The sequence below is a fragment of the Brevundimonas halotolerans genome, from assembly GCF_003730275.1.
Lineage (GTDB): Bacteria > Pseudomonadota > Alphaproteobacteria > Caulobacterales > Caulobacteraceae > Brevundimonas > Brevundimonas halotolerans.
The window spans coordinates 1-25,931 of the sequence record NZ_QTTA01000017.1; the positions used below are offsets into that span (position 1 = coordinate 1).

Genomic DNA, 25,931 nt, shown 5'->3' on the forward strand with positions numbered 1-25,931 from the left:
CCGAGCGCTTCATCCAGACCACGCTGCGTGAATGGGCTTACGCCAGACCCTATGGCTCATCGGACGAGCGCGCCGCAGCCATCAAACCCTGGACCGAAAACTACAACCTGCGCCGACCACACTCCGGAATCAAAGGCCTCACCCCTTGGTCAAGGGTGAACAACCTTCTTGGAAACGACACCTAGCTCAGGGCGTGGTCAATTGAAGACGCTTCTCCGGCAAACAATGATGCATCGGATTGAGGCCCTGCACCCAAGGGCGGCAAATCCGTCAAGTCAGGATTGCCAGCCAGATGGCCGACAGGATCACGCAGGCCACGATGTGCGTAAGGATGGCAGAACGCGTTCGAGGTCCTAGCGCCAGCCCGCCCAACACCACGAGTAGCGCCCCTGTGCAAAAATAGACGGCCTCGCTGCCGCCTGTCACTGACATCCAAATTTTTGCGGCCAACGCGGCCAGAACGAGGGTCGCAGCCGTTCTCTTGAGCTGTTCCAGGTCAAACATTGCCATAATATGGGTCTGGTTTTTACAGATCAGGATACGCCATCCGCAAAGTTGGCAAGCGACGACCCCGCGAGAGCTGATCATTCAGCTAGCATCTATTTGTCTTGGTCGCGCGGCTCCAGCGCCCGCCAGCCGATGTCGGACCTGTAAAACCCGCCCGGCCAGTCGATCTTGCGCACGGCAGCATAGGCCCGCTCGCGCGCCTCGGCGATGTCGGCACCGCGCGCGCAGACGTTCAGCACCCGCCCGCCCGACGCGACCAGACTGCCGTCGTCCCGCCGCGTCGTTCCGGCGTGGAACACCTGCACATGCGGCCCAAAATCCTGATCGACCCCGCGGATCACCGACCCGCTCAGCGGACTGTCGGGATAGCCCTTGGCCGCCATCACCACACTGATCACCACGCCGTCGTGGAACTCGGGCTCGGCCACGCGGCTCACATCCCCCCGCGCGCAGGCCAGCAGCAGCGGCACGACATCGCCCTTCAGCCGCATCATCAGCACCTGGCATTCCGGGTCGCCGAAGCGGGCGTTGAACTCGACGACGCGCGGTCCCTCGGCAGTGGCCATCAGCCCGACATACAGCACCCCGCGATAGGGATTCCCCTCCGCCGCCATACCCGCCATGGTCGGTTTGACGATCCGGCTTTCGACCGCCTCGACCAGATCCGGCGTGAACACAGGCGCCGGCGAATAGGCCCCCATCCCGCCCGTGTTCGGTCCCATGTCTCCGTCGAAGGCCCGCTTGTGATCTTGGGCCCCGCCGAACAGGCGCGCGGTCCTGCCGTCGCACAGGGCGAACAGCGAACCCTCCTCGCCCTCCATGAACTCCTCGATGACCACCCGGGTCCCGGCGCTTCCGAACCGTCCGCCCAGCATGCGCTCGATCTCGGCCTCCGCGTCCTTCCGGTCAGGGCTGATCGCCACGCCCTTGCCCGCCGCCAGACCGTCAGCCTTGATCACATAGGGGGGCCTGAAGACCTTGAGCGCCTCGCGCGCATCCTTCAGGGTTTCATAGACCCCGTAACCCGCCGTCGGGATGTCGTGCCGCTCCAGGAACTCCTTGGCAAAGGCCTTGGATGTCTCCAGTCGCGCGGCCCGCGCCGTCGGCCCGAAACAGGGAATGCCGACCGAATCCAGCCGGTCAGCCAGTCCGGCTTCCAGCGCCATTTCCGGCCCGACGACGACCAGATCGGCCTTGATCTCGCGCGCCAGCACAGCCAGCGCCTCGGCATCATCGGCCTTCACGTCCGCGCGTATCTCGCCCAGCTTCGCCATGCCCGGATTGCCCGGCGCCACCACCAGCCGGCGACACAGGGGAGATTTGGCGATTTTCCAGGCCAGCGCATGCTCGCGCCCACCCGATCCGACGAGGAGGATATTCATGGCCGCGACATGACCGCCCGCGCCCGCCCGGTCAAGCGGGGCGTTGCCTGCAACTGTCCCGGGGGTCTAAGCCTGAACGCCCATGACCGACGATTCCTATGCCTTCGAGGGGACCACCCCGGCCGCTCCGGCGACCGGCGACAACAATCCCGCCGTCTCGATCTCCGAGCTGGCCTTCGCCCTCAAGCGCACGCTCGAGGACCGGTTCGGCCTTGTCCGGCTGCGCGGCGAGATTTCCAAGGTCAATCGCCACGCCTCGGGCCACGTCTATCTGACACTCAAGGACGACAAGGCCTCACTGGACGGTGTGGTGTGGAAGGGGCAGGTGCGCGGCCTGTCGATCCAGCCCGAGACCGGGCTTGAGGTCATCGTCACCGGCAAGATCACCAGCTATCCGGCGCGCTCCAGCTATCAGATCGTCATCGACAGCATGGAGGCCGCCGGCGCCGGCGCCCTGCTGGCCCAGCTGGAGCGGCTGAAGGCGAAACTGCGCGACGAAGGTCTGTTCGAACCGGCCCGCAAGGTCGCCTTGCCCGGCTATCCCCGCGTGATCGGCGTCATCACCAGCCCGACCGGCGCCGTCATCCGCGACATCCTGCACCGCATCCGCGAGCGCTGGCCCTGCCACGTTCTGGTCTGGCCCGTGGTCGTCCAGGGCGAGGTTGCCGCCCGTCAGGTGGCCGCCGCCATCCGGGGGTTCGAGGCCCTGACGCCCGGCGGCCCCGTCCCCCGCCCCGATGCGCTGGTCGTGGCGCGTGGCGGCGGCTCGGTCGAGGACCTGTGGCCCTTCAACGACGAGGACCTGGCCCGCGCCATCGCGGCCTGCTCCATCCCGTTGGTCTCGGCCGTGGGGCACGAGACCGATACCACCCTGATCGACTTCGTTTCCGACCGGCGTGCGCCGACCCCGACGGGCGCGGCCGAGATCCTCACCCCCGTTCGGGCCGAGCTGGTCGCCACGCTCGCTGACCTTGAGCGCCGCCGCCTGCAGGGGGCAGCCCGCCTGATCGAGGATCGCCGCACCCGTCTGCGCGCCACCGCCCGCGGCCTGCCCAAACGGCCCGAGGACCTGCTGGGTCTGGCCCGTCAGCGGCTGGATCATGCCTCCAGCCGCCTCGGCTCGGCACTTGGTCGCAATGTCGCCGTCCACCAGCACCGGCTGGCCGTGCTGCAGGGGCGCCTTGGCCGGGGCCTGCTGGATCGGGGGCTGGAGCGCCGCGCGACCCGGCTGGCCACCCTGTCCGAAAAGCTGTCGGTCCCGCCCCGCGCCCTCGATCGGGGCACCCAGTCGCTGATCACCCTGTCGCGGGCGCTGAACAGCCTCAACCCGCGCACGCCCAAGCCCGGCTTTGCACGGGTCGAGGCCGGGGATGGCCAGTGGCTGACCGCCGCCGGCCAGATCGCGCCGGGACAGGCGCTCGGCCTGGTCTTCGCCGACGGGCGGGTCGATGTTCGCGCCGAGGGCGGCACGGCCCCGGAACCCGCTCCCGCTCCCGCTCCCCCACCGGCCCAGAAAACGCGCCGTGTTGCGCCGCCGCCACCCGATCAGGGCGACCTGTTCTGACCGCTTCCGTAATTTCCGGCGCACGCTAGACTGGCGCCATGGACGTGAGGGGCGACAGGACCGGCCAGAGCCGGGTGGATGGGCAGGAAGCGCGGCTGCGCTATGCCGACGGCGATTTCGTCATCATGACCAGCGGGTCCTTTGTGCGGTGCGCCGTCAGTGGCCGCCCCATCCCGCTTCAGGCCCTGCGCTACTGGAGCGTCGCCCGTCAGGAAGCCTATTACGGCCCCGAAGAAGCCGTCCAGAACCTGGCCCCGCCGAAATGACCCTGGACCGCCGCGCCCTCCTCTCCGGCCTGGCGGTCTCCGGCATGATGGCCTCGGGCGCCCGGGCCCAGGACGACCCGTTCAACCTTCAGGGCCGGCCCGTTCAGGGCGGGCATCTGATCGGCCGCACCTGGCCTCGCGCCCTCATCTTTCTGGACGGAGAGGCCCTGACCACCGCCTCGGCCGACGGCTGGTTCATCGTCGGCTTTGACCGCGACGCCCCACTCAGCCACCGGATCACCGCCCGCTCGGGCAGCCGCGAGCAGAGCATCGAAGTCACGCTCGCGCAGGGCCAGTTCCCCAGCCACAGCATCAGCGGCCTGCCGCCCTCCACTGTCGCGCCCCAGGACCCGGCCCTTCTGGCCCGCATTCGCGAACAGGCCGCCGTGAAGGCCGAGGCCTATGCCAGCCGCCTCGACGCCGACTATTTCCGCGAAGGCTTTTCCGCGCCGCTTGAGACCATGCGGGTCACCAGCGCCTGGGGCAGCCAGCGGATTCTCAACGGCACCCCGGCCCAGCCCCATTACGGCGTCGACCTCGGCGCCCCGACCGGCGCCCCCATCACCGCTCCCGCCGCCGGCCTTGTCACCTTGGCCGAGAGCGACTTCCACTATGAAGGCGGCCTGATCTTTATCGACCACGGTCAGGGATTGATCACCGCCTATCTGCACCAGTCCCGGGTCGAGGTCTCGGTCGGCCAGACCGTCTATCGTGGCCAGTTGATCGGCCGGGTCGGCGCGCGTGGCCGGGCGACCGGACCCCACCTGTGCTGGCGGATGAAATGGCGGGATCGCAACCTCGATCCCTCCCTGCTGCTGCGGGTCTGACTCAGAACACCGGGTTTCTCCCCTTGGACCCGGACCGCATTCATGACTAGGATGTAACAAATCAACGCCCCCGCGCGGGCCCAGCCTTCCTGTGTCTTCATGTCGTCCCTTCAGTCGATTCACATCCTCCTCGTGGACGACAACCAGCACATGCGTGCGATCACCTCGGCGATCCTTCAGTCTGCGGGCATCCGCAAGATTCGCGAGGTCGCGGACGGCTCGGCCGCGCTCGATGCCCTGCGCACCGATGTGTTCGACCTCGCCATCGTTGACTTCAACATGTTCCCGCTGGACGGCGTCGAGTTTACGCGCCTGGTCCGCAACAGCCCCGACAGCACCAACCCCTATCTGCCCATCATCATGATGACCGGCCACTCCGAGAAAAGCCGCGTAGTCGAGGCGCGTGACGCCGGCGTCACCGAGTTTGTGGTCAAGCCGATCACGGCCAAGGCGATTCTCGAGCGCATGAATGCGGTGATCTACAAGCCGCGCCCGTTCGTGAAGACCGACGGCTATTTCGGCCCCGACCGCCGCCGGTCCGCCTCCAAGATCTTCAAGGGGCCCTACCGCCGCTCGACCGATGCCGGCCGGGACTCCAGCGACGCATAGACCCGGTGGGGCCAGCGTTTGTGCACCCAGAACCAGTCGACCGGGCTCTCGCGCACCCGCTCTTCGATAAAGCTCGTGATCGCCTGCACCCCGCGCGCGATATCCGCCTGCCGGTCGCCGGTCGTCTCCAGCTCAATGGGCTCGTAGACCGTCACCCTGAACCGCACGCCCGGCAGCCTGACCGTCGACATCGGCTGCAGCACGGTTCCGAAACGCAGCGCCAGCCGGCTCGGCCCCGGGGCCGCATTGACCGGCTGGCCAAAGAAGGTCACCTCCGGCCCCTCCGAAAACTTCTGGTCGTTCATCAGGGCGACCGACTCGCCGCGCGCCATACCGGCCAGCAGTTCGCGCGCGCCATCCCCCCCCTTGGGCGCGAACAGTTTCACGCCATAGCGCGCCCGCGCCGCGATGATCTGGGCATCGACATAGGGGTTGTTGGCCGCGCGATAGGTGATCTGGCACGGCACCCCCGAGCCGGTGATGGTCGCCGCAAGCGTCTCGATATTGGCGAAATGGCCGCCCGCGAAGACCACCGGCTTGCCGCTGTCCCGGATGGCGTGCAGCCGCTCCAGCCCGACCACCTCGATCCGGTCCTGTTTGACCAGCAGGTCCATAACGGCCGTCTCGGCGAACGCCCGCCCGGTCTGTTCCCACTGCGCCAGCGCCAACGCCTCGCGCTCGGCCTCCGGCATGTCGGGAAAGGCGATCCGCAGATTGCGCATCACCGTCTTCTGCGTGCCCGTCTTCGGTCCCAGCGTCCGGAGCAGCCAGCCACCCAGCGCCGAGGCCCGCTCGACCCCCAGCATCCGCATCAGGCCGATAAAGGCGGCAAACCCCGCCGCCTCCACCCGCCAGATCAGGTCCTGGCGAAAGCTGACAGACTTTTCAGTCTCACCAGGCAATGGTGATCCCACCGTCCACCACCAGGGTCTGGCCGGTCATATAGGTCGAGGCGGGCGCGGCCAGATAAACGGCGGCCCCGGCGATCTCGTCCGGCTGGCCGATGCGGCGCAGCGGGGCCGGGTCGGTCGCCACCTTCAGGATCTCCGGGTTCTCCCACAGATACCGCGCGAAATCGGTCTTGATCAGGCCCGGCGCGATACAGTTGACCCGCACATTCGACGGCCCCCACTCGACCGCCAGATTGCGCGCCAGCTGCATGTCGGCGGCCTTGGACACATTATAGGCCCCGATCAGGGCATTGCCGCGCAGGCCGCCGATCGACGAGACGATGATCACCGAGCCGTCCTTGCGCTCCAGCATGCCCGGCGCGACCATCTGGATCAGCCAGTGGTTCGAGACCACATTGTTCTGCAGGATCTTGTCGAACTGCTCGTCCGAAATGCCCGCCATCGGCCCGGCATAGGGGTTGGACGCAGCATTGCAGACCAGGATGTCGATCTTGCCCCAGGTGCCGATGGTCGTATCGACCAGCCGCTGCAGGTCTTCCTTGGAGGCGATGTTGCACGGCACGGCGATCGCCCGTCCCTCGCCGAAGCGTTCATTGATCTCGGCGGCCACCTCATCGCAGGGTCCGGCCTTGCGCGACGAGATGACGACATGGGCGCCATGCTCGGCCATCCGCTCGGCGATGGCCTTGCCGATCCCCCGCGACGAGCCCGTAATCACCGCCACCTTGCCGGTCAGGTCAAACAGTTCCATGTGCGCGTCACTCCTCAGGTTATCGCTGTCCACCGATTCTTTCTGAATAACCCTAGCCGCCACGGGCCGATAGCCCGATACTGGATCGATTCCTTCGGGAACACCGGACAGACGGCCTTGATGCGCACGCTTACTCGTACCGCCCTGATCTTCAGCTACTTGTTTCTGGCCATGACGGTCGGGGCGCTCATCTGGCGTGGCGGGCTGGGCGCGGGTGCCGGTGTCGCCGCCGCGTTCGGGGCCCTCGGCGTGCTCGGTGTCATCCACCTCTACCTCACCGGCCACGGCCGCGAGCGGGCCCTCAAGGCCGAGATCGCCCAGGTCCGCGACGCCCACCGCCTGCTGGCCGATGCGCTGGAAACCACCCAGGGCGCCCTCACCGAACTGGCCCAGGCCATCGAATCCGGCGCGCTCAACCGCACTGACGAACTGACGGGTGAGGTCCGCATGCTCGAGGGCCTGATCCAGCAGATGAGCGCCAGCATCGACGAGCGCCTGTCCACCCCCGCCCCGGCCGCCACCGACACCTTCGAGGGCCGCCGTCAGGCCCAGTCCCACGCCCTGCTGCGCACTGTCCACGATGCCCTGACCGAGGGCCGCGTCGACCTCTATCTCCAGCCGGTCGTCACCCTGCCGCAGCGCCGCACCGTCTTCTACGAAAGCTTCACCCGCCTGCGCGACTCGACCGACCGCGTCATGATGCCGGCCGAATACCTCTCGGTCGCCGAGGGCGAGGGTCTGGTCCCCGCCATCGACAATCTGCTGCTGTTCCGCTGCGCACAGATCGTCCGCCGTCTGGCGCGTCAGGACCGCAAGGTCGGCGTCTTCTGCAACGTCGCCCTGTCCTCGCTGGGCGATGAGACCTTCTTCCCCCAGTTCCTGCATTTCCTCAATGAGAACCGCGACCTCAACCAGTCGCTGATCTTCGAGCTGGGTCAGGCCACCTTCGATGCGCGCGGCGCGGTCGAGGCCCGCAACATGGCCAAGCTGGCCGACCTCGGCTTCCGCTTCTCGATCGACAAGGTCCAGACGCTGGATCTCGACTTCGCCGACCTGCAGCGCTCCGATGTCCGCTTCGTCAAGGTCGCCGCCGACCTGCTGATCGAACAGCTGCTCGACCTCGACGGCGGCTCGCCCCTGCCGTCCTTGCGCGACATCCAGGCCGCCGACTTCGCCGCCCTCACCCGCCGCTACGGCATCGAGGTGATCGCCGAGAAGTGCGAAAGCGAACGCCAGATCGTCGACATCCTCGAACTCGACGTCTCCATGGGCCAGGGCCATCTGTTCGGCGAACCCCGCGCCATCAAGGAACAGGTCCTCGCCGAAACCGACCCCCCCGCCGACTTCCTCCGCTCCACGCTGCGCAGCGCGGAGCAACGGCGCCGGGTGGGGTAGAGGGCGATGCTCGGCCTGATCTTGCTCGCGCTGTTAGCGCAGGACCCGGGCCTCAAGGTCGAAGCTGCAGCCGAGTTGCAGGCAATGGATACCGCTCAGGTCGCTGAGATGCTGGTCCCTTCGCTAGCGGCAACGATCACCGATCATTCCGCACTGCCAAGTCGCTATTTCGGTCCGCCATTGTCTCCCGACGTGCGCGGACCTTTGGCACACGTCGAATTGTACACTGTGCCCGAGCGCACTGCCGAAAGCCTGTGCACTCGAGCCGCTTACACCACACAGGTAATTAGGACGCGGGATGGCACCGCCTTCATGGCTATCGACCATCACATCGTACCCTATCCCCAGGTTCGGCTCGACGCGGATTGCGAACAAGCCGGAGACAGAACCTTTGCCTTCCTTGCAGGAAAGCCGATCGAACAGGTCGCCGACGTCCTGCGGCGGTTGGACTCTCTTCAATCTGCCATCAGATCAGGCCTTGCAGTGGCAGTGCTGATCGAATGTGAAAGCGCCATTCGCGGTCAGCCTTGCCCGGCGGATACGGCGGATTTGTTCGCCCGCCTTCCTCTCGGCCAGGTCAGCTACATTGGTCAGGACGCCGAAGGCCGAATTGAACTGATCATCTCTGACCACCGTCTCGGTGACCCATACTGGAGCCTGACACTCATTGATGGCGAACAGCCGCGCATCATGATCCGCCGCGCGGCTCCCGCCCCGCCCTAGATCGGGACGGAGAGAACGCCGCCCCACCACCATCGCCGCTCATCTTCCGGCCAGTAGACCCCTCGCGCGCAAGAGGATCGACATCCAATGAACCGCCGCACGATGCTCGCACTTTTTGTTGGCCCTCTCGTCGCCGGACTGGCTTTACTGGGCACGGAGGCCTGCGCCCAGAACGGCCGTTCCGGCCCCGAACTCCTTGCGGTGGCAGAACGCAGCTTCTCGGACATCCCCTTCGGCACCCAAGAAGGCGCGCCCGGCCTGACGATGGTCGTTGGGGGACAGTGCGAAAAATGGGCCGACTGCAGCTACATCGATGCAAACGATGTCGGACACGCCTTCTGGGAGGGCGAATTGGTCGTGAAAACCTTCCTCTTCCCGAATGACAATGATCAACCCACGACGGCGCTTGGCATCGGCACCGCGCGGGCGATGGACGACGTTGTCACCCGGGTAACCCGCTTCCTGCCCGAGGCCGATCTCGATTGCCGCCTCGAATCGGATGGTGGTCACACGTGCGGCGCCACTCTGGGCGAGGGCTGGATTACCCTGCGGTTCGGCCGCAATGGCCGTGTTCGGGAAGCCCGGATCGACGCCTACCACTTCACCTGAAAGAGCCGGCCGCCCGCTTATTCGGTCGGTATCGTCTCGGGCGCGGGCGGTGTCTCGGTCGTGCTCTCCGAAGGCAGGGCGCCCTCTCGCACGACCTGCTCGTCGGACGCCGTCTCGCTGATGTCGCGAGTCTCGGGCATGGCCTCGGAAATGTCGTTGGTCTCTGTCTCGGAGCCGCAGGCCGCAAGGCCGGTAGCCAGGGCAGCGGCGGTCAGTAGCGTCGTGATCTTGCTCATGGATACCTCCTGTCCGAGATTAAACCGGTCAGGCCACTCCCCGTTCCATCACCAGCGCCGGTTATCGTCCCGCCAGTAGACCCGCTCGCGGCCATAGCGATAGTCGTCGTTATAGCCGCCAAAGCCATAGCCGCAGGGATCATCTTCCTCCGACAGTTCGCGGCCGATCAGGGCCCCGGCGATGGCGCCGATCGCGGCCCCTTCCTCGCGATTCCCCTCTCCGGCGACCGCCGCGCCCACGGCCGCGCCCAGCGCTGCGCCGGCCCCGGTCGCCAGCTCCCGGTTGCGCGCATAATCCCGCTCGCACGCCGAGGCATAGTCGCCGTACCCCGTCGTCGCACACCCCGTCAGCATCAACCCGCAGGCCGCCACAGTCGTCATCGTCAATATGGACCGCATGTCGTCTCTCCCTCTGACCCCCATGCCCGAACGCCGGGGGCGAGGGGGCTGTTCCGTCCTTCTCATCTCCTCCCATTCATGGAGAGGGGGACCGCGCAGCGGTGGAGGGGGCGATGCCGCCGCTTGCCAGAAACCAGATCCCACGCGCACCGCCGCCCCCCCCACCCCTACTGCCTACTGCCTACTGCCTACTGCCTCCCCCCTCCCCTTCCCCCACCCCGCTTGCTCGGCTAACCACAGCGCCATGACCCTGCCCTCCCCCCTGCCCCGCCTGTCCGCCGTTGCGGGCGACTATGACCTGCTGCTGTGCGACGTCTGGGGGGTGATCCATAACGGCCGTGAGAGCTGGCCCGGCCCCTGCGCCGCGCTTCAGGCCTTCCGCGACCAGGGCGGCACCGTCGTGTTGATCTCCAACTCGCCGCGGCCGGCCTCGGATGTGGTGGCCCAGCTGGACGGGCTCGGCGTGCCGCGTGCCGCCTGGGACGGCTTTGTCACCTCGGGCGATGCCACGCGGAGGGAGCTGGCGAAGCGCGCGCCCGGCCCGGCCCTGATCATCGGTCCGCCGCGCGACGCCCCCCTCTATGCCGGCCTCGGCCTTGAGGTCACCGAAGACGTGGCTGCGGCCGCCTTCGTCTCGGTCACCGGCCCCCGCGACGACACCACCGAGACGCCCGAGGACTATCGCGCCGAGCTGTCGACCGCCGCCGCGCGCGGTATCGACCTGATCTGCGCCAACCCCGACCGCGTCGTCCAGCGCGGCGACACCCTGATCTATTGCGGCGGCTCGCTGGCCGACCTCTATGCGCAGCTGGGCGGCCCGGTGATCATGGCCGGCAAGCCCTTTGCGCCCATCTACGACCTGGCCCTGACCGAGGCCACGCGCCACCGCCCGGGCCCCGTCGACCGGTCCCGCGTGCTGTGCATCGGCGACGGCGTCATCACCGATGTGCTGGGGGCTGAGCAGCAGGGGCTGGACTGTCTGTTCATCGCCCAGGGCATCCACGGCGATGCCGCCCGCCGCGGCGACGGCACGCTTGACCCTGCCCGCGCGGGCGATCTGCTGGTCGCCGAAGGCACCTCTGCCCGCTACGCCGCCCTCGACCTCGCCTGGTAAGGCTCGCCTTTGCGCGATTCCGGCGTTAACACCGGCCCATGACACAGACGGTCCAGCAGCACCCCTCCGGGGGCTATATCTTCGAAGAGCTTTACGTCGGCATGACCGCCGAAAAGGCCGTCGAGGTCACCGAAGCCCGCATCCAGCAGTTCGCCGAGGCCTCCGACGATTTCAACCCGGTCCATATGGACGAGGCCTTTGCCTCAAAGACCGCCTATCGCGGCCGCATCGCCCACGGCCTGCTCAGCGCCTCCTTCGGCTCGGCCGTGGTCGGCATGATCCTGCCCGGCGCCGGCGCCATATTCCTCAGCCAGCGCACCAGCTTCCACAAGCCGGTCAAGATCGGCGACGTTGTGGTCGCTCGCATCAGCGTGGCTTCCATGGATGCCGAGACGGCCCGTGTCGTCCTGCGCTGCGAAGGTCTGGTCGGCGAGGATCTGGTCATGGACGGCGAGGCGACCGTCCGCGTCCCCCGTCGTCGCCGCCCCGCCAAGAGCTGACGTGTCCCTGACGGTCATCCCGGACTGGCGCGACCTTGCCCCTGCCGACACGGGGGCCGCCGTCGCCATCGGCGCCTTTGACGGCGTCCACCGGGGCCATCAGGCCGTCATCGACGCCGCCCGCGCGGTCGCCACAGCACGCAGCCTGCCGCTGGGTGTCGTCAGCTTCGAGCCCCACCCCCGCCGCTGGTTCCAGCCCGAGGCCGCCCCCTTTCGCCTGATGTCGCCCGGCCAGATGGAGCGCGCCCTGGACGGCCTCGGCGTCGACCGCCTCTACCGCCTGCCCTTCGACGCCGACATGGCCGCCCTGAGCGATCAGGCTTTTGCGCTGGATGTGCTGGGCGGAGGTCTCGGCATCAAGCATGCCGCCGTCGGCTTTGACTTCACCTTCGGCAAGGGCCGCTCCGGCTCGCCCAAGGCGCTGGCCCGCTACGGCCAGACCGCCGGCTTCACCGTCAGCCCGGTCGCCCGGGTCGATGACGCGCACGGGCTGAAGCTGTCCTCATCCGCCGTGCGTGAGGCCCTGCAGGCCGGCGACATGGCCCGCGCCACCGCCATCCTCGGCCGCCCCTTCGCCATCGAGGGCGAGGTCATCCATGGCGACAAGCGCGGCCGTACCATCGGCGTGCCGACCCTCAACATCGCGCTCGGCGACTATATGCGCCCGGCCTATGGCGTGTACGCCACCCGCACCCGTCTGGCCGACGGTCGCGTCATCGACGGCGTCGCCAGCCTCGGCGTCCGCCCCATGTATCTGCTGGAGCTGGAGCAGCCCCTGCTCGAGGTCTGGCTGTTCGACTTCGACGGCGACCTCTACGGCCAGACGGTCGAGACCGATCTGGTCGCCTTCCTGCGGCCCGAGGCGACCTTCGACGGCCTCGACGCCCTCAAGGTCCAGATCGAGGCGGATGCGGCTGCCGCCCGCGCCGCGCTGGCGGTTTCGGCTGGCGCATCGCCCGCCGCCTCTGCTAGACCGGCCTGACCATGACCGTCCGCGTGATCCGTGTGATTTCGATTAGCCGCCCGGCGTAGCGCCGCAGGCCTGACGCCTCGCGCACGCCGGGATGCCCCGCTCAAGCAGCGGAATCAAACTTCACGCGAACGATCAACGACACGAGACTGATCCATGGCCGACACCGGCGATACTGCTCCCACTGGCCGCGACTATCGCGACACCGTCTTCCTGCCCGAGACGCCCTTCCCCATGCGCGGCGGCCTGCCCAAGAAGGAGCCCGAGATCCTCGAGGCCTGGGGCGATCTCTATGCCCGCCTGCGCGCCGAGCGTCAGTCGCAGAACGCCCCCCTCTATGTGCTGCACGACGGCCCGCCCTATGCCAACGGCGACATCCACATCGGCCATGCACTGAACAAGACGCTCAAGGACTTCGTGGTCCGGTCGCGCTTCCTGCTGGGCTATGACGTCGACTATGTCCCCGGCTGGGACTGCCACGGCCTGCCGATCGAGTGGAAGATCGAGGAACAGTTCCGCGCCAAGGGCCGCCGCAAGGACGAGGTCTCCAAGGCCGAGTTCCGCGCCGCCTGCCGCACCTATGCCGAGGGCTGGATCGACGTCCAGCGCGACCAGTTCAAGCGCCTCGGCGTCACCGCCGACTGGGCCAACCGCTATGCCACCATGGACTATGGCACCGAGGCCGCCATCGTCGCCGAGTTCCACAGGTTCAAGAACTCGGGCCAGCTGTACCGTGGCTCCAAACCCGTCATGTGGTCGCCGGTCGAGCGCACCGCCCTGGCCGAGGCCGAGATCGAATACCACGACCATGTCTCGCCCACGATCTGGGTGAAGTTCCCGGTCACCGGCGCCACCGACGACCACGACGACGACCTGCTGGCTTTCCGTCACGCCACGCCCGCGATCGTCATCTGGACGACCACGCCCTGGACCATCCCGGCCAACCGCGCCATCAGCTACGGCCCCGAGATCGCCTATGGCGTCTATGAGGTCACCGCCATGGAAGAGGGCCTCGAGTTCGAGCCCTGGGCCAAACCGGGCGACCGGCTGATCCTCGCCGACAAGCTAGCGGAAGAGGTTTTCAAGGCCGCGAAGATCGCCAGTACGACCCGCCTCGGCGACATCAATCCCTCGGGGCTGGAGTGCGCCCACCCGCTGGCCGCGCTCGACCCCGGTTATGGCTATGCCGTGCCCCTGCTGGCCGGCGACCACGTCACCGACGACGCCGGCACCGGCTTCGTCCACACCGCCCCCGGGCACGGCGCCGACGACTATGACGTCTGGAAGGCCCATGGCCACAAGGAGGTCCCGGACACCGTCGACGCCGACGGCGCCTACTATCCGCACGTGCCCCTGTTCGCCGGGCTCAAGGTGCTGGAGACCGAGGGCAAGAAGGACAAGATCGGCAAGTTCGGCGCCGCCAACAAGGTCGTCACCGAAAAGCTGATCGAGGCCGGCAACCTGCTGGCGCGTGGACGGATGGAGCATTCCTATCCGCACAGCTGGCGCTCGAAGGCGCCCATCATCTTCCGCAACACCCCCCAGTGGTTCATCCGCATGGATCATCCGCTGAAATCGGGCGAGACCCTGCGGGACACGGCGCTGGCGGCCATCGACGCCACCACCTTCCACCCGGCCGCGGGCAAGAACCGCATCCGCTCCATGGTCGCCGACCGCCCCGACTGGCTGATCAGCCGCCAGCGCGCCTGGGGCACGCCGCTGGCCATGTTCGTCGACAAACACACCGGCCAGCCCCTGCATGACGATGCCGTCGATGCGCGCATCCTCGCCGCCATCCAGGCCGGGGGCGCCGACGCCTGGTTCGAAACCCCCGATGCCGACTTCCTCGGCGTCCACGACCCCGACCAGTATGAAAAGGTCACCGACATCCTCGATGTCTGGTTCGACTCGGGCTGCACCCACGCCTTCACGCTTGAGCCCCGCACGCCGGAGCACGGCTATCAGGGCGACCGCCCCTCGCACTGGCCGGCAGACCTCTATCTGGAAGGCTCCGACCAGCACCGCGGCTGGTTCCAGTCCAACCTGCTGGAAGGCTGCGGCACCCGTGGTCGCGCGCCCTACAAGGCTGTCCTGACCCACGGCTTCACCCAGGACGAGCAGGGCAAGAAGATGTCCAAGTCGCTGGGCAACACCACCGACCCCGCGACCGTCATCAAGGAGTCGGGCGCCGACATCCTGCGCCTCTGGGTGGCCCTGGTCGACTATGCCGAGGACCAGCGGATCGGCAAACGGATCCTCCAGACCACGGTCGAGGCCTATCGCAAGCTGCGCAATACCGTCCGCTATCTGCTGGGCGCGCTCGACGGCTTTGACGAGGCCGAGCGCCTGCCGCTGGACCAGATGCCGCCGCTGGAGCGCTTCATCCTGCACCGCCTGTGGCAGCTGGATGGCCAGGTCCGCCAAGCCTATGACACCTATGACTTCCAGGACGTCGTCCGTCCGGTGATCGAGTTCTGCTCGGGCGACCTGTCGGCCCTCTATTTCGACGTCCGCAAGGACAGCCTCTACTGCGACCGCCCCGACGCGATCCGCAGGCGCGCCGCCCGTACCGTCATGCACGAGGTCTTCCTGCGCCTGACCGCCTGGCTGGCCCCGCTGACCCCCTTCACCATGGAAGAGGCCTGGACCACCCGCTACCCCGACGCCGGCACAAACTGCGCCCGCATCATCCCCGACACCCCGGCCGAGTGGCAGAACGACGCCGAGGCTGCGCGGTGGGACAAGGTCTGGACCGTGCTGGAAACCGTCAATGAAGCCCTCGAGGCCGCCCGCCGCGACAAGGTCATCGGCGGCGCCCTCGATGCCTGGCCCACGGTCACCCTGCCCGCCGAGCTGATGACGGCCTTCGACGGCCTGGATGCCGCCGAGGTGTTCCGCACCTCGGGCGCCGAACTTTCGGTCGGCGGCGATACGGTCACCGCCCGCATCGACACCGCCGACCACCCCAAATGCGCCCGTTCCTGGCGCCGCGTGCCGGACGTCGGCTCCGACCCCGACTACCCCGACCTCAGCGCCCGCGACGCCGACGCCGTCCGCTGGCTGGACGCCCGGAAGGGGTAATCTCCCTCCCCTCTCCCGGCGGGACCCGAAGGGAGAAGGGATAATATCGGCCACACCCCCACGTCCGCTGTGATCGCTGTGCCTTCGTTGTGTCCGCTGTGATGAACCTCTTACTTCCTTGAGATGCCCTAAAACTCGAACACCTCAACCACGCCCCCGGCCCGCCCGCCGCCGACCACCTCTCCCCCGGCAATGGCGTACAGACGATCTCCCACGACGGCCGCGGCCAGGCCGTGACGCGGGGTGATCATGTCGGAACCGCGGGTCCAGGCGTCGCTTGCCGGGTCATAGATCCAGGTCTCCGGAAATACCCCGCCGCCGCCCGGCGCAAACCATTCGCCGCCGAACGCCACCAGTTTGCCGCCGACCGCCCCCATGGCGAGACCCCCGCCGACCTGCTGGCCGCTGTCGGAGACCGGAATCGGCGCCAGCGTGTCCCAGCGGTCGGCCACCGGATCATAGCGGTCCAGCCGGCCGGTGCCGCCACCCTGCACCGTGCGACCGCCCGCGATCCACAGGCACCCGTCCAGCACCGCCACCGCCGCGCTGTTCCGCGCCATTGGGGCGGGCGTCAGCGTCTCCCATCGGCCCGTCACCGGGTCCAGCGCCAGATGGGTGTCGACGTCACCCTGATCCGGCCAGTTGCCGTTGGCTTCGCCAATGGGCGAGCGCCCGGTGACCAGATGCACCCGCCCGGCCAGCAGCGCTCCGACCGCCTCGGCCTGCGGGCGTGGCAGCGGATCCAGCGAGCGCCAGCTGTCGCCCTCCAGCACCCAGGTCTCCAGACTGTTGACCCATTCCCCCGCCTCGCCCCGGCGATAGCCGCCGATGGCCAGCATCCGCCCGGCGCCGTCGGCCACCATCATCGGGTGATGCCGGGGCTGGGGCAGCATCGGCCCCTCGGACCAGACCCCGGTCGCAGTCTCCAGCACAGCAACCCGCCGCTCGATGTGCAGGGGCTGGCCCTGACGCGAGACCAGCCCGCCGGCCGTGACGATCCGGCTGCCGGTTGTCGCCGCATAGATCTCCTGCGCAGGCCAGGGCATGGCCGCAGCCGCACTCCAGCCGCCGCTTGCGACACGGCCGTTGCCCATCACGCCCAGCGCGGCCCCGGCCGCCAGAAAGCTGCGTCGATCCATGCCTCAATCCCCCTCATGCCGCAGGAACAGCACCTGGGCCGCGCCATAGGTCCGCTGATCCAGTCGCGCATAGCCGGGTGTTGCGATGTCCGGCTCGTTCGCCCCTCGTTCGAGCACGACGATCGCGCCGGGCGCCAGCCAATTCCCCTCGCGCAACCGGTCCAGCGTCTGCTCGCCCAACCCCTTTCCGTAGGGGGGGTCCAGAAACGCGAGCGTGAAGGCCTCCCCCGCCGAGCCGGGACGCACGCCCAGATCTGTCGCATCGCGGCGGTGCACCCGGGTCGCCCCCATCAAGCCATAAGCGTCGGCATTCTCGCGGATCGCGCCGCGCGCCTCATCCGCCGTCTCGACGAACAGGCAAAAGGCCGCCCCCCGGCTCATGGCCTCAAAGCCCAGGGCGCCCGATCCGGCATAAAGGTCCATGACCCGTGCCCCCGTCAGCGGTTCTGACCAGGCCGCATGCTCCAACACATTGAAGATGGCCTGCCGCGCCCGGTCGCTGGTCGGGCGGGTCCCCTGGCCCTCCGGCGCGACGATGGCCCGGCCCTTGAGCCGTCCGGCGACGATCCTCATGCGTCCTCACTCCACTTTTGCGGCGGCGCCGCCTCGGCCAGCGCGTCCAGCCGGGTCTTCAGATCGGCCATGAAGCCATGCTTGTCGCCCGTCCAGCGCACGGGCTCGCCGACCATGGCGGTGCAGTTCATCGGCACCGGCGTGATCGCCCCCTTGGGCAGGACCCGGCCCGCGCCCTGGATCCACACGGGTACGACCGGCACCTCGGGAAAGGCCTCGGCCAGCCGCGCCACCCCGGCCTTCAGCGGCGCCATCCGCCCGTCGCGGCTGCGCGTGCCCTCGGGAAACACCAGGATGATCTCACCGCGCGCCAGCGCCTCGCGCGCCGGGGCCAGCACATCCTCGCCGCGCTTCACCGTGCGCGAGATCGGCGTGATCCCCACGACCCGCCGCGACATCCAGCTGACCACCGGATTGGCGAGGAAATAGTCGGCCGCCGCCACGGGCCTGACCTGATGCAGCGCCCCGATCGGGAACAGGCCCAGCAGGATGAAGGCGTCCATATGGCTGTTGTGATTGGCCGCCACGATGGCCGGACCGCGCCGGGGCAGGTGCTCGCGTCCCACCACATCCATGCCCGTCATGAACCGCACCAGCGGTCGCGCCACCAGCGTCAGGAACAGCGTCCGCCCCCAGCCGAACGGGCGCGCAGGCTCGGTGGGGGCAGGCTCAGTACCGGTCGAGCGCATAATAGGCCATCAGGTGGAAATAGAGCGGCGCGGTAAAGGTCAGGCTGTCAATCCGGTCCAGCACCCCGCCATGCCCGGGGATCAGTCGGCTGGTGTCCTTGACGCCCAGATCTCGCTTGACCGCGCTCATGGTCACGTCCCCGGCAAAGCCTGCGACCGGCAGCACCAGCGCCACGATCAATGCCTCGATCCGGTCAAGGCCGGTGAACACCGGGGCGAGGAACCAGAACAGTCCCGCGCTCAGGATCCAGCCGCCCAGGAACCCCTCCCACGTCTTGTTCGGGCTGACCTTCGGAACAATCTTGTGCCGCCCGAAGGCTTTGCCGCAGAGGTACTGCAGCACATCATTGGCCTCGGTCACGAACAGCAGCAGGAACACCAGACCCGCCGCCCCGGCCGGTGCCTCGGCATCCGGCAACCGCATCAGCAGGGGGATGGTGCCCAGCGTATAGACGCACACGATCACCGCCCAGGTCAGGGTTGCGACCGTCGCCAGATAGGCCCGCGTCTGCCCGGCCAGCGCCATCAGGAAGGGCACGGTCAGGAAGAACCACACCGGGATCGACACGACATAGATGCCGTACATATCCAGAACTACGAGTCCGAACGCCAGCGGCACCGTCAGATAGGCGAACAGGACGATCAGCCGGTCCTCGCGGCGCAAGGGGGCCAGCGACAGGAACTCCCGCAGCGCGATGAACGCCACCAGCGCAAACAGCACCGTCACGGCGGGCCAGCCCAGCGCCAGCGCCGCCCCCGTCAGGGCCACCATCCCCCACCACGACCAGACCCGAAGCCGCAGCTCGGTCGCGTCGAACCGCGGCTTCAGGCGCGGCAGGGCCAGCACCAGCACCGAGGCCAGCGTCAGCACGGCCAGCACCGCCGCCAGCCCCATAGCCACGTGCGGATGCAGGCTGAAAGGCCCGGCTGTCAGCGGCGCCATCATGGGTCTAGTCTCATGCTGGAATCACACATCGGCCCGACCATGCCTCAGAACCGGCCCGCGCGGCAGACCTTCTCGACATCCCTGTTCCGGTCGACCGCCGTGCATGTGGCACTGGGCGGTCTGGCCATGGGCAGCTGGGCGGCCTTTGCCAATCGCGACCACCCCCTGCCGGACCTGCTGTTGGCCGCCCTCGTGCAGGGGGCGCTGTCGGCCCTGATCACCCTGATCATGAAGCGCGGGCTCGAGGCCGGCTTTCGCTGCCTGGACGGTCTGGCCGCCCGGCTGGTGCCGCCGCTGGTCAGCTGCCTGACCATCGCCGGGGTGCTGTTTTGCGCCCACACCCTCGCTGGCACGCCCGAGGTCTGGGCCACGCTGGCTGTGCCGTGGACCGTCTCGACCACCTATGCCTTCGTCTATGTGGCCAGCCTGCGGAGAGCGCCATGACCGACAACCGCCGCCCCCTGAAGTCGCGTGGCACGGGCTGGGCCACCGGCCTCGCCCGGCTGTGCACCCGCATGGGTCTGTCGCCCGACACCATCTCGGCCCTCAGTGTGGTGTTCGCAGGCGTCGGGTTCTGGGCCTTCTGGATGTCCGCCACGGCAGAAGGCGCCGAGCGTGCTGGCTGGCTGTTTGCCGCCGGGGTGGCGATCCAGCTGCGCCTTTTGGCCAACCTTCTGGACGGCATGGTAGCGGTCGAACACGGACGCGGAGGCCCGCTCGGCCCGGTCTGGAACGAACTGCCGGACCGCATCGCCGACGCCCTGTTCCTCGTAGGCGCAGGCATGGCGCTCAGGGTCTATGACCCCGCCTTCGGCCCGATGCTGGGCTGGACCGCCGCCCTGCTGGCCGTGTTGACCGCCTATATCCGCGAGCTGGGCCGCGCCCTGGGTCAGGCTGCAGACTTCACCGGCCCGGGCGCCAAGCCGCACCGGATGGCCGCCCTGACGCTGGGCTGTCTGGTCGCCGCCGGACTGGCCCTGACGCTTTCGGACTACAGCTTCGTCGCCCTGTGGCTGGCGCTGGCCGTCATCGTGCTGCTGACCGCCGTGACCGCGGTGCGTCGCACCCTGCGCCTTGCCGCCTGGCTGAAAGCTCGCGACGGATCAGCTTGAGCGTCTCGGACTGCCGCGCCCGCCCGCCGGTCCGCCCGGACGTCCACCCGGTTTGCCGCCGGAGCCACCGGGTTTGCCGGGCCCCCCGGGTCCGGGCGGGCCCGAGCCGGGACGTTCGCCGCCGGGACGGGCGCCTGCAGGCTTGCCGGACCGAGGCTTGTCGTCGCGCGATTTGAAATCCCGGGCCGGGCGGTCGCCGGACTCCGACCGGGGCTTGTAGTCCCGCTTGGGGCCATCGCCGGTCGGGCGGGCACCATAGGCGCGCTTGGGCCGATCAGCATTCTCTGCGCCCGGAGCCCCGGCGCGCGGCTTGAAGTCTCGTTTGGGATGGCTGGTGCGCGGCGCGGCCTTGGCCCAGCCCTCCTTCTTCGGCGCCCGACGTCCGGTCTCGGCCCGCTCGGCGGCCTCGGTCGTGGCGACACCTGCGGCCCGCACCCGGCTGGGCTTGCGCGAGGGGTCCGACAGGGCCGAGCCCGACTTGCCGACCACCACAGGGCCGCGCGGGCGTCGTCCGGGGATGGGGGCGGGAGTCGAGACCGTATTGCCCTGCGGCAGGTTCTCGGGGCGGATATGTTCAGCCAGCATCTCGCGGATGACGCGCGGCCCGATCTCCTCGACCGAGCCCACCGGCAGCGTGCCCAGCTGGAACGGGCCATAGGCCAGACGGATCAGCCGGTTGACCGTCAGTCCGACCGACTCCAGCACCTTGCGGACCTCGCGGTTCTTGCCCTCGGTGATTGACACGCTCAGCCACAGATTGGCCGGAGCGTGGCCGTCGTCGCCAGCCTTCTCCTTGGCCTTGTCGATGGTCGCCTCGATGGGCCCATAGTGGATGCCGTCGACGGTCGTACCGGTCTTCAGCGTATCCAGCTTCTCCTGGGTGATGCGCCCCCGGGCCCGCGCCCGGTACTGACGCACCAGCGCCGAAGTCGGCAGTTCCAGCGCCCGGCTCAGCTCGCCGTCATTGGTCAGCAGCAGCAGGCCCTCGGTGTTCAGGTCCAGACGTCCGACCGAGATCACCCGCGGCAGACCACTGGGCAGGGCGTCAAACACCGTCGGTCGTCCCGCCGGGTCCATATGCGAGGTCACCAGCCCGGCCGGCTTGTGATAGCGCCAGACGCGCGTCGCCTCGGCGGCGCCCACCGGCTTGCCGTTTACCGTGATCACGTCGTCGCGGGTCACCAGCGTCGCGGGCGTATCCAGAATCTTGCCGTTGACCGCCACCTGGCCCAGACCGATCAGCCGTTCGACCTCACGCCGGGACGCGATTCCGGCCCGGGCCAGCGCCTTGGCGATGCGCTCGGTGCGTTTGGGCGCGGGCTTGCCGCCGGCCTTGTCGTCGCGACCCCTGTCGCCCCCCGGCTTGTCGCCGCGCGGTCTGTCCCCCCGAGGCTTGTCGCTCCGGGGCTTGTCGCGGTCGTACTTGCCCCCGGGTTTGCGGTCGGCGAAAGCGCCTCCCTCTTGACGCGGGCGGGGCTTCTTGTCGTTGTCTTTTGAATGGCGGTCCATGATGAGCGGTTCATGCGCATGGCATTGGCCCTGGCGCAAGCGGCGGCGGACGTGGACGAGGTCCCCGTCGGCGCAATTCTGGTTGATGAGACGACCGGAACCGTGCTCGCCGAGGGGTCGAACCGGCCCATTTCGACCTGTGATCCCACCGCCCATGCCGAGATCATCGCCCTGCGCGCGGGGGCCGAAAACCTCGGCAATTATCGCCTGACCGGCCTGACCCTCTACGTCACGCTCGAGCCCTGCCCCATGTGCGCCGGCGCGATCAGCCTTGCCCGTATCGGACGCGTCGTCTGGGCAGCGGACGACCCCAAGGGCGGCGGTGTCCTCCATGGCCCCCGCATCTTCGACCAGCCGACCTGTCATTGGCGTCCGGCGACCGAGGGGGGGCTGTTGGGCGACGAGGCCGCCGGTCTGCTGAAACGATTCTTCCGGGCGCGGAGGGGAACGGGCACGGCCCGCAGCCGTTCCGACGCACAGCCGCCTGTGGAGGGACGCCCCGAATGATCCGCCCCCTGTTGATCTCTGCCGGACTGCTGGCGGCCCTGTCGGCCTGCGGGGAACCCACGCCGGTGACCTCGGACGGAGACGCCGTCCAGCAACGCGCCGTCGAGGCCCAGACGGCTCGTCGCCGCACCGGTGCCGAGATTCAGGAGCGCATGCTGCACCGCCAGGTCCAGGCCTCCTATGTCTGTGAGGGCGGCGACCGCCTGACCGTCGACTTCGACAATCCGCGAGAGATGGCCACGGTCCGAAACTCGTTCGGCGAGGCCTTCGACCTGCACATGGAGCGCGCCGAGACCGGCATCTGGTATCGCGCCGGCGGCAATGAACTGCGAGGACAAGGCACCACCGCCGTCTGGACGGTCCGGGATCGCGAAACGGTCGACTGCCGCGCCGTGGATTAGGACGCACCGGCCTCGTTCAGGAAGTCCCGCACCCGGCCCGCATCGACGTCCCGCGCAACGAAGGCCTCGCCGATGGCCCGGGCCAGAACCAGCGTCAGGCGGCCGCCCTCGGCCTTCTTGTCCTCGGTCATGCGGGCCAGCACCCCCTCGGCCTTGAACCCGGCCACGCTCGCCAGATCCGTCGGCAGGCCGGACCTCGCCACCACGTCAGCCACGCGCTCCACATCTGAAGGCGGGCACAGCCCCTCCCGCGCCGAGAAGCCAAACGCCAGCACACAGCCCAGCGCGACCGCCTCGCCATGGGTCAGCACATCCTCGTCAAAGCCCAGCTCGGCCTCCAGCGCATGGCCGAAGGTGTGACCGAGGTTCAGCAGGGCCCGGGCCCCCGCCTCCTTCTCGTCGGCCCCGACCACGGCGGCCTTGATCCGCACCGAGCGCTCGATGGCATCGGCCAGCGCATCGTCAGCCATCCCGACAGGGTCGCCGACCGCCGCCAGCTGGTCGAAATAGGCCGCGTCGCCCAGCAGGCCATGCTTCAGCATCTCCGCCCAGCCCGAGCGCAGCTGACGCAGCGGCAGGGTCTTGAGCACATCGGTGTCCGCCAGCACCCGGCGCGGCTGGTGAAACGCTCCGACCAGATTCTTGCCGCGCGGCGTGTCGATCGCCGTCTTGCCGCCCACCGAGGAATCCACCTGGGCCAAAAGGGTTGTCGGCACCTGAACAATGTCTATGCCGCGCATGAACAGGGCCGCTGCCAGTCCCGCCAGATCCCCGATCACCCCCCCGCCCAGCGCGATCACCAGACTTGACCGGTCCAGCCCGTGCGCCATGAGGCCATCCAGCACATGCTCCAGCTGACCAAAGGACTTGCTGGCCTCGCCCGCCGGCACGACAACCGACCCGGCCCGGGCCCCCACCGCATCCAGCGCCTCGACCACGCCCGCGCCATACAAGCCAAAAACAGTCTCGTCCGACACGACGGCGACCGAGCGTCCGGGGCGCACCTCGGAGATCCCGGCGATTCCAGCCAGAAGCCCCGGTCCGATAACCACCTCATACGGCCGAAAGCCCTCGCCTGAGACCCCGACGATTCGGCTCATGACGCCTGTCCCTGATGGTAGGCGGCAAGCGCCTCGACGATGGTGTCGACCGACTGGGAATGGGCCCCCGTCCCCACATCGACTGTCACATCGGCAAAGGCGTAGATGGGATAGCGGACCTCGGCCATGCGCTTCAGTGTCTCCAGCGGGTCACGGCCGCGCAGCAGGGGCCGGGTATCGCGCCGCCGGACCCGCTCGGCCACCACCTGCAGGTCAGCGCGCATCCACACCGTCAGGGCCTTGTCCTTCAGCAGCGCCCGGGTCTCGGGGTTCATCACCGCCCCGCCGCCGGTCGCCAACACCATAGGCGGGCCCTCGACCAGCCGCTTCATGACCCGCGCCTCCCCGGCCCGGAACTCCTCCTCGCCATACAGGGAGAAGATGTCCGACACCGTCATCCCCGCCGCTTCCTCGATCTCGGTATCGCCATCGGCGAATGGCAGACCCAGCCGTCGGGCCAGCCGCCGTCCGACGGTCGACTTGCCCACCCCCATCAGCCCGATCAGGGCGATGGTGCGGTCGACGGTCACGGTCGAGGCAGGCTTGGCGTCAGAAGCGGCTGGGGTCATGATCCGTTCGACCTCTACACCATGGCGCGCAACGCGCCACAGCCAAGGCCGGATGTGACCCCCCAGATCGAAGCCTTTCTGGAGATGATGGCGGTCGAACGCGATGCCGCGCCCAATACCTTGGCCGCCTACGGGCGCGACCTCGCCGATGCCGAGGCAACCCTCGGCAAGACTGGTGGCCTGATGGGGGCCGATTCGCAGGCGGTAGAGGGGTGGTTCACGGGCCTGTCGCAGTCTGGCCTGTCGGCAGCGACCGCGGCCCGGCGACGCTCGGCCGTGCGCCAATTCTACCGCTTTGCCCTGTCCGAGGGCTGGCGCAAGGACGACCCCTCCCGCCGTCTGGAGGCCCCGGCGCGCGGCCGCCCCCTGCCGAAAGTGCTCAGCCGCGAGGAAATCGAACGCCTGTTCGAACGGCTGATGGAGCGCGACGGCGCCTCGGCCCTGCGCCTGCTGACCCTGGTCGAGCTGGCCTATTCCTCGGGCCTCAGGGTCTCTGAACTGCTGGCGCTCCGGGTCGAGCCCTTCCGCCGCGATCCCGACCATCTGATCGTCAGGGGCAAGGGCGGCAAGGAGCGGCTGGCCCCCATCGGCCCCGCCGCGCGCCGCGCGGTCCAGGCCTGGCTGGCCGTGCGCGATGCGGCCCGTAAGCCGAAGGCCCCCGACAGCGTCTGGCTGTTCCCCTCGACCGGCGCCTCGGGCCACCTGACCCCGCGCCGTTTCGCCCAGTTGCTGGAGCAGGCGGCCCTCGATGCCGGACTGGAGCGCGGCCGCGTGACCCCGCACGTGCTGCGCCACGCCTTTGCCACCCATCTGCTGGAAGGCGGCGCCGATCTGCGCGTCGTCCAGACCCTGCTGGGCCACGCCGACATCTCGACCACCCAGATCTACACTCACGTCGCCCGCGACCACCTGTCCCGCGTCGTCCGCGACAAGCATCCCTTGGCGCGCAAGCCATGACAGGGCATAGTCCGTCCATGGCGCACTCATTCTATGTCAAGGCCAACTGGGACGCCGAGGGAGGCGTCTGGTACAGCGAGTCCGACATTCCGGGCCTCGTCCTGCAGACCGAAACCTTGGCCGAGTTTGAAGATCTGATCCGGCATTTCGCGCCGGACTTGCTCGCCTCGAACATGGACATTCACGAGCCGGTGACGATCCGTTTCGAGGCCGCGCGGCAGTTGGATCTGGCTGCGGCCTGAGCGGCGTTGCGCCGTTCCATCCACATCTATGATCGACCCAAGACCGGTGGAACACGTCCGCCCGGATTGAGGAACGGCTGATGGTTCAGGATTACTATCGCGATCTAACCCGGAAACTGCGTGACGCGGGCTACATCAGGGTTCCCGGGGGCAAGGGCAGCCACGAAAAATGGCGAAACGGCGAGGGACGTCAGGTCACTGTCCCTGGCAAACCGCTCAGACACATCGCCAACGCCATCCTGAAACAGGCCGGTCTGCCCAAGGCCTTCTGAACCCCGCTTGCTCCCCGGCGTTTGGGCCACTAGGTTCCGCCGCCTTCCCGGGGCGAAATCTCCGCCCGCTG

32 protein-coding genes are annotated in these 25,931 nt (G+C 68.5%); 19 read left to right on the top strand and 13 right to left on the bottom strand.

The genetic code is table 11. From position 1 onward, the window contains the following. Positions 1–185 (top strand): integrase core domain-containing protein (locus EG854_RS07560; RefSeq protein ID WP_164461952.1); only part of this gene is annotated, 185 nt, incomplete at its 5' end. A gap of 85 nt (positions 186–270) precedes the next feature. Here EG854_RS07560 and EG854_RS07565 read toward each other — a convergent pair. Continuing rightward, positions 271–588: a hypothetical protein gene (locus EG854_RS07565; RefSeq protein WP_164461954.1), complete on the bottom strand. Its 318-nt coding sequence runs from the start codon at positions 586–588 to the stop codon at positions 271–273. A gap of 11 nt (positions 589–599) precedes the next feature. After that, positions 600–1,889, bottom strand: coding sequence for a phosphoribosylamine--glycine ligase (gene purD / locus EG854_RS07570; RefSeq protein ID WP_123287483.1), 1,290 nt, complete (start codon positions 1,887–1,889; stop codon positions 600–602). Positions 1,890–1,971: 82 nt separating this feature from the next. On the opposite strand from purD, the gene xseA reads away from it, so the two are divergent. From xseA to EG854_RS07590, 4 genes are all read left to right on the top strand, one after another. Next, positions 1,972–3,453, top strand: coding sequence for an exodeoxyribonuclease VII large subunit (gene xseA, locus EG854_RS07575; RefSeq protein ID WP_123287485.1), 1,482 nt, complete (start codon positions 1,972–1,974; stop codon positions 3,451–3,453). A 38-nt stretch (positions 3,454–3,491) separates the two neighbouring features. Beyond that, complete coding sequence (locus EG854_RS07580; protein WP_123287487.1) at positions 3,492–3,719, top strand: DUF2093 domain-containing protein; 228 nt, start codon at positions 3,492–3,494, stop codon at positions 3,717–3,719. Then, positions 3,716–4,546: a M23 family metallopeptidase gene (locus tag EG854_RS07585; protein ID WP_123287489.1), complete on the top strand. Its 831-nt coding sequence runs from the start codon at positions 3,716–3,718 to the stop codon at positions 4,544–4,546. Before EG854_RS07580 ends, EG854_RS07585 begins: the two co-directional genes overlap by 4 nt. Before the next feature lie 99 nt (positions 4,547–4,645). After that, positions 4,646–5,155, top strand: a complete 510-nt coding sequence (locus EG854_RS07590; RefSeq protein WP_123287490.1) for a response regulator — start codon at positions 4,646–4,648, stop codon at positions 5,153–5,155. On the opposite strand, the gene EG854_RS07595 is transcribed toward EG854_RS07590, so the two are convergent. Together EG854_RS07595 and EG854_RS07600 are read right to left on the bottom strand one after the other, a co-directional pair. Continuing rightward, the gene (locus EG854_RS07595) at positions 5,110–6,057 is read right to left on the bottom strand and encodes a lysophospholipid acyltransferase family protein (protein ID WP_241153171.1); all 948 of its coding nucleotides are present in this window, start codon (positions 6,055–6,057) and stop codon (positions 5,110–5,112) included. The two genes, EG854_RS07590 and EG854_RS07595, sit on opposite strands and share 46 nt — an antisense overlap. Beyond that, positions 6,047–6,817 (bottom strand): SDR family NAD(P)-dependent oxidoreductase, encoded by a 771-nt coding sequence (locus tag EG854_RS07600; RefSeq protein WP_123287492.1) that lies wholly within the window; start codon positions 6,815–6,817, stop codon positions 6,047–6,049. The genes EG854_RS07595 and EG854_RS07600 overlap by 11 nt, the downstream gene beginning before the upstream one ends. A gap of 120 nt (positions 6,818–6,937) precedes the next feature. On the opposite strand from EG854_RS07600, the gene tipF reads away from it, so the two are divergent. The 3 genes from tipF to EG854_RS07615 all read left to right on the top strand — a co-directional run bounded on the left by tipF (position 6,938) and on the right by EG854_RS07615 (position 9,544). Then, positions 6,938–8,212 (top strand): flagella assembly cyclic-di-GMP phosphodiesterase TipF, encoded by a 1,275-nt coding sequence (tipF, locus tag EG854_RS07605; RefSeq protein ID WP_123287494.1) that lies wholly within the window; start codon positions 6,938–6,940, stop codon positions 8,210–8,212. A 6-nt stretch (positions 8,213–8,218) separates the two neighbouring features. Further along, positions 8,219–8,935 (top strand): hypothetical protein, encoded by a 717-nt coding sequence (locus EG854_RS07610; protein WP_123287496.1) that lies wholly within the window; start codon positions 8,219–8,221, stop codon positions 8,933–8,935. A gap of 87 nt (positions 8,936–9,022) precedes the next feature. Continuing rightward, positions 9,023–9,544: a hypothetical protein gene (locus EG854_RS07615; protein WP_123287497.1), complete on the top strand. Its 522-nt coding sequence runs from the start codon at positions 9,023–9,025 to the stop codon at positions 9,542–9,544. Positions 9,545–9,561: 17 nt separating this feature from the next. On the opposite strand, the gene EG854_RS07620 is transcribed toward EG854_RS07615, so the two are convergent. Then, entirely contained in the window at positions 9,562–9,780 is a 219-nt protein-coding gene (locus EG854_RS07620; RefSeq protein WP_123287499.1) for a hypothetical protein, read from the bottom strand. A 48-nt stretch (positions 9,781–9,828) separates the two neighbouring features. Then, positions 9,829–10,179 (bottom strand): glycine zipper 2TM domain-containing protein, encoded by a 351-nt coding sequence (locus tag EG854_RS07625; protein ID WP_206423387.1) that lies wholly within the window; start codon positions 10,177–10,179, stop codon positions 9,829–9,831. Between the two features lie 244 nt (positions 10,180–10,423). Between EG854_RS07625 and EG854_RS07630 the strand changes: the two genes are divergently transcribed. The 4 genes from EG854_RS07630 (at position 10,424) to ileS (ending at position 15,844) form a co-directional block, all read left to right on the top strand. Continuing rightward, entirely contained in the window at positions 10,424–11,293 is an 870-nt protein-coding gene (locus EG854_RS07630) for a TIGR01459 family HAD-type hydrolase (protein WP_123287503.1), read from the top strand. A 38-nt stretch (positions 11,294–11,331) separates the two neighbouring features. Next, a complete protein-coding gene (locus EG854_RS07635) occupies positions 11,332–11,793 on the top strand; it encodes a MaoC family dehydratase (RefSeq protein ID WP_123287505.1) in 462 nt (153 codons plus the stop codon). Position 11,794: 1 nt separating this feature from the next. Then, entirely contained in the window at positions 11,795–12,775 is a 981-nt protein-coding gene (locus EG854_RS07640) for a bifunctional riboflavin kinase/FAD synthetase (protein ID WP_241153172.1), read from the top strand. A 144-nt stretch (positions 12,776–12,919) separates the two neighbouring features. Beyond that, complete coding sequence (gene ileS / locus EG854_RS07645; RefSeq protein ID WP_123287509.1) at positions 12,920–15,844, top strand: isoleucine--tRNA ligase; 2,925 nt, start codon at positions 12,920–12,922, stop codon at positions 15,842–15,844. A 128-nt stretch (positions 15,845–15,972) separates the two neighbouring features. Here ileS and EG854_RS07650 read toward each other — a convergent pair whose 3' ends face one another. The 4 genes from EG854_RS07650 to EG854_RS07665 are packed head-to-tail and all read right to left on the bottom strand — an operon-like array spanning position 15,973 to position 19,191. Continuing rightward, positions 15,973–16,983 (bottom strand): Kelch repeat-containing protein, encoded by a 1,011-nt coding sequence (locus EG854_RS07650; protein ID WP_123287511.1) that lies wholly within the window; start codon positions 16,981–16,983, stop codon positions 15,973–15,975. A 3-nt stretch (positions 16,984–16,986) separates the two neighbouring features. After that, a complete protein-coding gene (gene rsmD, locus EG854_RS07655; RefSeq protein ID WP_123287512.1) occupies positions 16,987–17,556 on the bottom strand; it encodes a 16S rRNA (guanine(966)-N(2))-methyltransferase RsmD in 570 nt (189 codons plus the stop codon). Continuing rightward, the gene (locus EG854_RS07660; protein WP_123287514.1) at positions 17,553–18,245 is read right to left on the bottom strand and encodes a lysophospholipid acyltransferase family protein; all 693 of its coding nucleotides are present in this window, start codon (positions 18,243–18,245) and stop codon (positions 17,553–17,555) included. Before EG854_RS07660 ends, rsmD begins: the two co-directional genes overlap by 4 nt. Next, entirely contained in the window at positions 18,226–19,191 is a 966-nt protein-coding gene (locus EG854_RS07665; RefSeq protein WP_123287516.1) for a phosphatidate cytidylyltransferase, read from the bottom strand. Before EG854_RS07665 ends, EG854_RS07660 begins: the two co-directional genes overlap by 20 nt. Positions 19,192–19,203: 12 nt before the next feature. Between EG854_RS07665 and EG854_RS07670 the strand changes: the two genes are divergently transcribed. Together EG854_RS07670 and EG854_RS07675 are read left to right on the top strand one after the other, a co-directional pair. Further along, positions 19,204–19,635, top strand: coding sequence for a hypothetical protein (locus tag EG854_RS07670; RefSeq protein WP_206423388.1), 432 nt, complete (start codon positions 19,204–19,206; stop codon positions 19,633–19,635). Next, complete coding sequence (locus EG854_RS07675; protein ID WP_123287518.1) at positions 19,632–20,303, top strand: CDP-alcohol phosphatidyltransferase family protein; 672 nt, start codon at positions 19,632–19,634, stop codon at positions 20,301–20,303. Before EG854_RS07670 ends, EG854_RS07675 begins: the two co-directional genes overlap by 4 nt. Here EG854_RS07675 and EG854_RS07680 read toward each other — a convergent pair. Further along, on the bottom strand, positions 20,295–21,812 hold the full coding sequence (locus tag EG854_RS07680; protein WP_123287520.1) for a pseudouridine synthase: 1,518 nt from the start codon (positions 21,810–21,812) through the stop codon (positions 20,295–20,297). The two genes, EG854_RS07675 and EG854_RS07680, sit on opposite strands and share 9 nt — an antisense overlap. Before the next feature lie 12 nt (positions 21,813–21,824). Here EG854_RS07680 and tadA point away from each other — a divergent pair, with 12 nt between their 5' ends. Together tadA and EG854_RS07690 are read left to right on the top strand one after the other, a co-directional pair. After that, positions 21,825–22,319 carry a tRNA adenosine(34) deaminase TadA gene (gene tadA, locus EG854_RS07685; protein ID WP_123287745.1) on the top strand — a complete coding sequence of 165 codons (495 nt, stop codon included), beginning with the start codon at positions 21,825–21,827 and terminating at the stop codon, positions 22,317–22,319. After that, positions 22,316–22,720: an MliC family protein gene (locus EG854_RS07690; RefSeq protein ID WP_123287522.1), complete on the top strand. Its 405-nt coding sequence runs from the start codon at positions 22,316–22,318 to the stop codon at positions 22,718–22,720. Before tadA ends, EG854_RS07690 begins: the two co-directional genes overlap by 4 nt. On the opposite strand, the gene aroB is transcribed toward EG854_RS07690, so the two are convergent. Both aroB and EG854_RS07700 read right to left on the bottom strand, forming a co-directional pair. Beyond that, complete coding sequence (aroB, locus tag EG854_RS07695) at positions 22,717–23,820, bottom strand: 3-dehydroquinate synthase (RefSeq protein ID WP_123287524.1); 1,104 nt, start codon at positions 23,818–23,820, stop codon at positions 22,717–22,719. The genes EG854_RS07690 and aroB overlap by 4 nt on opposite strands. After that, positions 23,817–24,389, bottom strand: coding sequence for a shikimate kinase (locus EG854_RS07700; protein WP_123287526.1), 573 nt, complete (start codon positions 24,387–24,389; stop codon positions 23,817–23,819). Before EG854_RS07700 ends, aroB begins: the two co-directional genes overlap by 4 nt. Positions 24,390–24,443: 54 nt before the next feature. Here EG854_RS07700 and EG854_RS07705 point away from each other — a divergent pair, with 54 nt between their 5' ends. From EG854_RS07705 to EG854_RS13455, 3 genes are all read left to right on the top strand, one after another. Then, on the top strand, positions 24,444–25,346 hold the full coding sequence (locus tag EG854_RS07705) for a tyrosine recombinase (protein ID WP_123287528.1): 903 nt from the start codon (positions 24,444–24,446) through the stop codon (positions 25,344–25,346). Between the two features lie 17 nt (positions 25,347–25,363). Beyond that, the gene (locus EG854_RS07710; RefSeq protein ID WP_123287530.1) at positions 25,364–25,588 is read left to right on the top strand and encodes a DUF1902 domain-containing protein; all 225 of its coding nucleotides are present in this window, start codon (positions 25,364–25,366) and stop codon (positions 25,586–25,588) included. An 80-nt stretch (positions 25,589–25,668) separates the two neighbouring features. Beyond that, positions 25,669–25,860 carry a type II toxin-antitoxin system HicA family toxin gene (locus EG854_RS13455; protein ID WP_123287532.1) on the top strand — a complete coding sequence of 64 codons (192 nt, stop codon included), beginning with the start codon at positions 25,669–25,671 and terminating at the stop codon, positions 25,858–25,860. The last annotated feature ends 71 nt before the right edge of the window (positions 25,861–25,931 follow it).

Bases quoted from the DNA above. Each gene is read 5' to 3' on its own strand.
- EG854_RS07585 (WP_123287489.1), top strand. From the start codon at position 3,716: ATGACCCTGGACCGCCGCGCCCTCCTCTCCGGCCTGGCGGTCTCCGGC.
- tipF (WP_123287494.1), top strand. From the start codon at position 6,938: ATGCGCACGCTTACTCGTACCGCCCTGATCTTCAGCTACTTGTTTCTG.
- EG854_RS07635 (WP_123287505.1), top strand. From the start codon at position 11,332: ATGACACAGACGGTCCAGCAGCACCCCTCCGGGGGCTATATCTTCGAA.
- EG854_RS07680 (WP_123287520.1), bottom strand. From the start codon at position 21,812: ATGGACCGCCATTCAAAAGACAACGACAAGAAGCCCCGCCCGCGTCAA.
- EG854_RS07630 (WP_123287503.1), top strand. From the start codon at position 10,424: ATGACCCTGCCCTCCCCCCTGCCCCGCCTGTCCGCCGTTGCGGGCGAC.
- EG854_RS07670 (WP_206423388.1), top strand. From the start codon at position 19,204: ATGCTGGAATCACACATCGGCCCGACCATGCCTCAGAACCGGCCCGCG.
- EG854_RS07665 (WP_123287516.1), bottom strand. From the start codon at position 19,191: ATGATGGCGCCGCTGACAGCCGGGCCTTTCAGCCTGCATCCGCACGTG.
- EG854_RS07620 (WP_123287499.1), bottom strand. From the start codon at position 9,780: ATGAGCAAGATCACGACGCTACTGACCGCCGCTGCCCTGGCTACCGGC.
- EG854_RS07650 (WP_123287511.1), bottom strand. From the start codon at position 16,983: ATGGATCGACGCAGCTTTCTGGCGGCCGGGGCCGCGCTGGGCGTGATG.
- EG854_RS07700 (WP_123287526.1), bottom strand. From the start codon at position 24,389: ATGACCCCAGCCGCTTCTGACGCCAAGCCTGCCTCGACCGTGACCGTC.
- EG854_RS07600 (WP_123287492.1), bottom strand. From the start codon at position 6,817: ATGGAACTGTTTGACCTGACCGGCAAGGTGGCGGTGATTACGGGCTCG.
- EG854_RS07675 (WP_123287518.1), top strand. From the start codon at position 19,632: ATGACCGACAACCGCCGCCCCCTGAAGTCGCGTGGCACGGGCTGGGCC.
- EG854_RS07580 (WP_123287487.1), top strand. From the start codon at position 3,492: ATGGACGTGAGGGGCGACAGGACCGGCCAGAGCCGGGTGGATGGGCAG.
- EG854_RS07615 (WP_123287497.1), top strand. From the start codon at position 9,023: ATGAACCGCCGCACGATGCTCGCACTTTTTGTTGGCCCTCTCGTCGCC.
- EG854_RS07710 (WP_123287530.1), top strand. From the start codon at position 25,364: ATGGCGCACTCATTCTATGTCAAGGCCAACTGGGACGCCGAGGGAGGC.
- rsmD (WP_123287512.1), bottom strand. From the start codon at position 17,556: ATGAGGATCGTCGCCGGACGGCTCAAGGGCCGGGCCATCGTCGCGCCG.
- tadA (WP_123287745.1), top strand. From the start codon at position 21,825: ATGCGCATGGCATTGGCCCTGGCGCAAGCGGCGGCGGACGTGGACGAG.
- EG854_RS07660 (WP_123287514.1), bottom strand. From the start codon at position 18,245: ATGCGCTCGACCGGTACTGAGCCTGCCCCCACCGAGCCTGCGCGCCCG.
- xseA (WP_123287485.1), top strand. From the start codon at position 1,972: ATGACCGACGATTCCTATGCCTTCGAGGGGACCACCCCGGCCGCTCCG.
- EG854_RS13455 (WP_123287532.1), top strand. From the start codon at position 25,669: ATGGTTCAGGATTACTATCGCGATCTAACCCGGAAACTGCGTGACGCG.
- EG854_RS07610 (WP_123287496.1), top strand. From the start codon at position 8,219: ATGCTCGGCCTGATCTTGCTCGCGCTGTTAGCGCAGGACCCGGGCCTC.
- aroB (WP_123287524.1), bottom strand. From the start codon at position 23,820: ATGAGCCGAATCGTCGGGGTCTCAGGCGAGGGCTTTCGGCCGTATGAG.
- purD (WP_123287483.1), bottom strand. From the start codon at position 1,889: ATGAATATCCTCCTCGTCGGATCGGGTGGGCGCGAGCATGCGCTGGCC.
- EG854_RS07690 (WP_123287522.1), top strand. From the start codon at position 22,316: ATGATCCGCCCCCTGTTGATCTCTGCCGGACTGCTGGCGGCCCTGTCG.
- EG854_RS07590 (WP_123287490.1), top strand. From the start codon at position 4,646: ATGTCGTCCCTTCAGTCGATTCACATCCTCCTCGTGGACGACAACCAG.
- ileS (WP_123287509.1), top strand. From the start codon at position 12,920: ATGGCCGACACCGGCGATACTGCTCCCACTGGCCGCGACTATCGCGAC.
- EG854_RS07565 (WP_164461954.1), bottom strand. From the start codon at position 588: ATGATCAGCTCTCGCGGGGTCGTCGCTTGCCAACTTTGCGGATGGCGT.
- EG854_RS07625 (WP_206423387.1), bottom strand. From the start codon at position 10,179: ATGCGGTCCATATTGACGATGACGACTGTGGCGGCCTGCGGGTTGATG.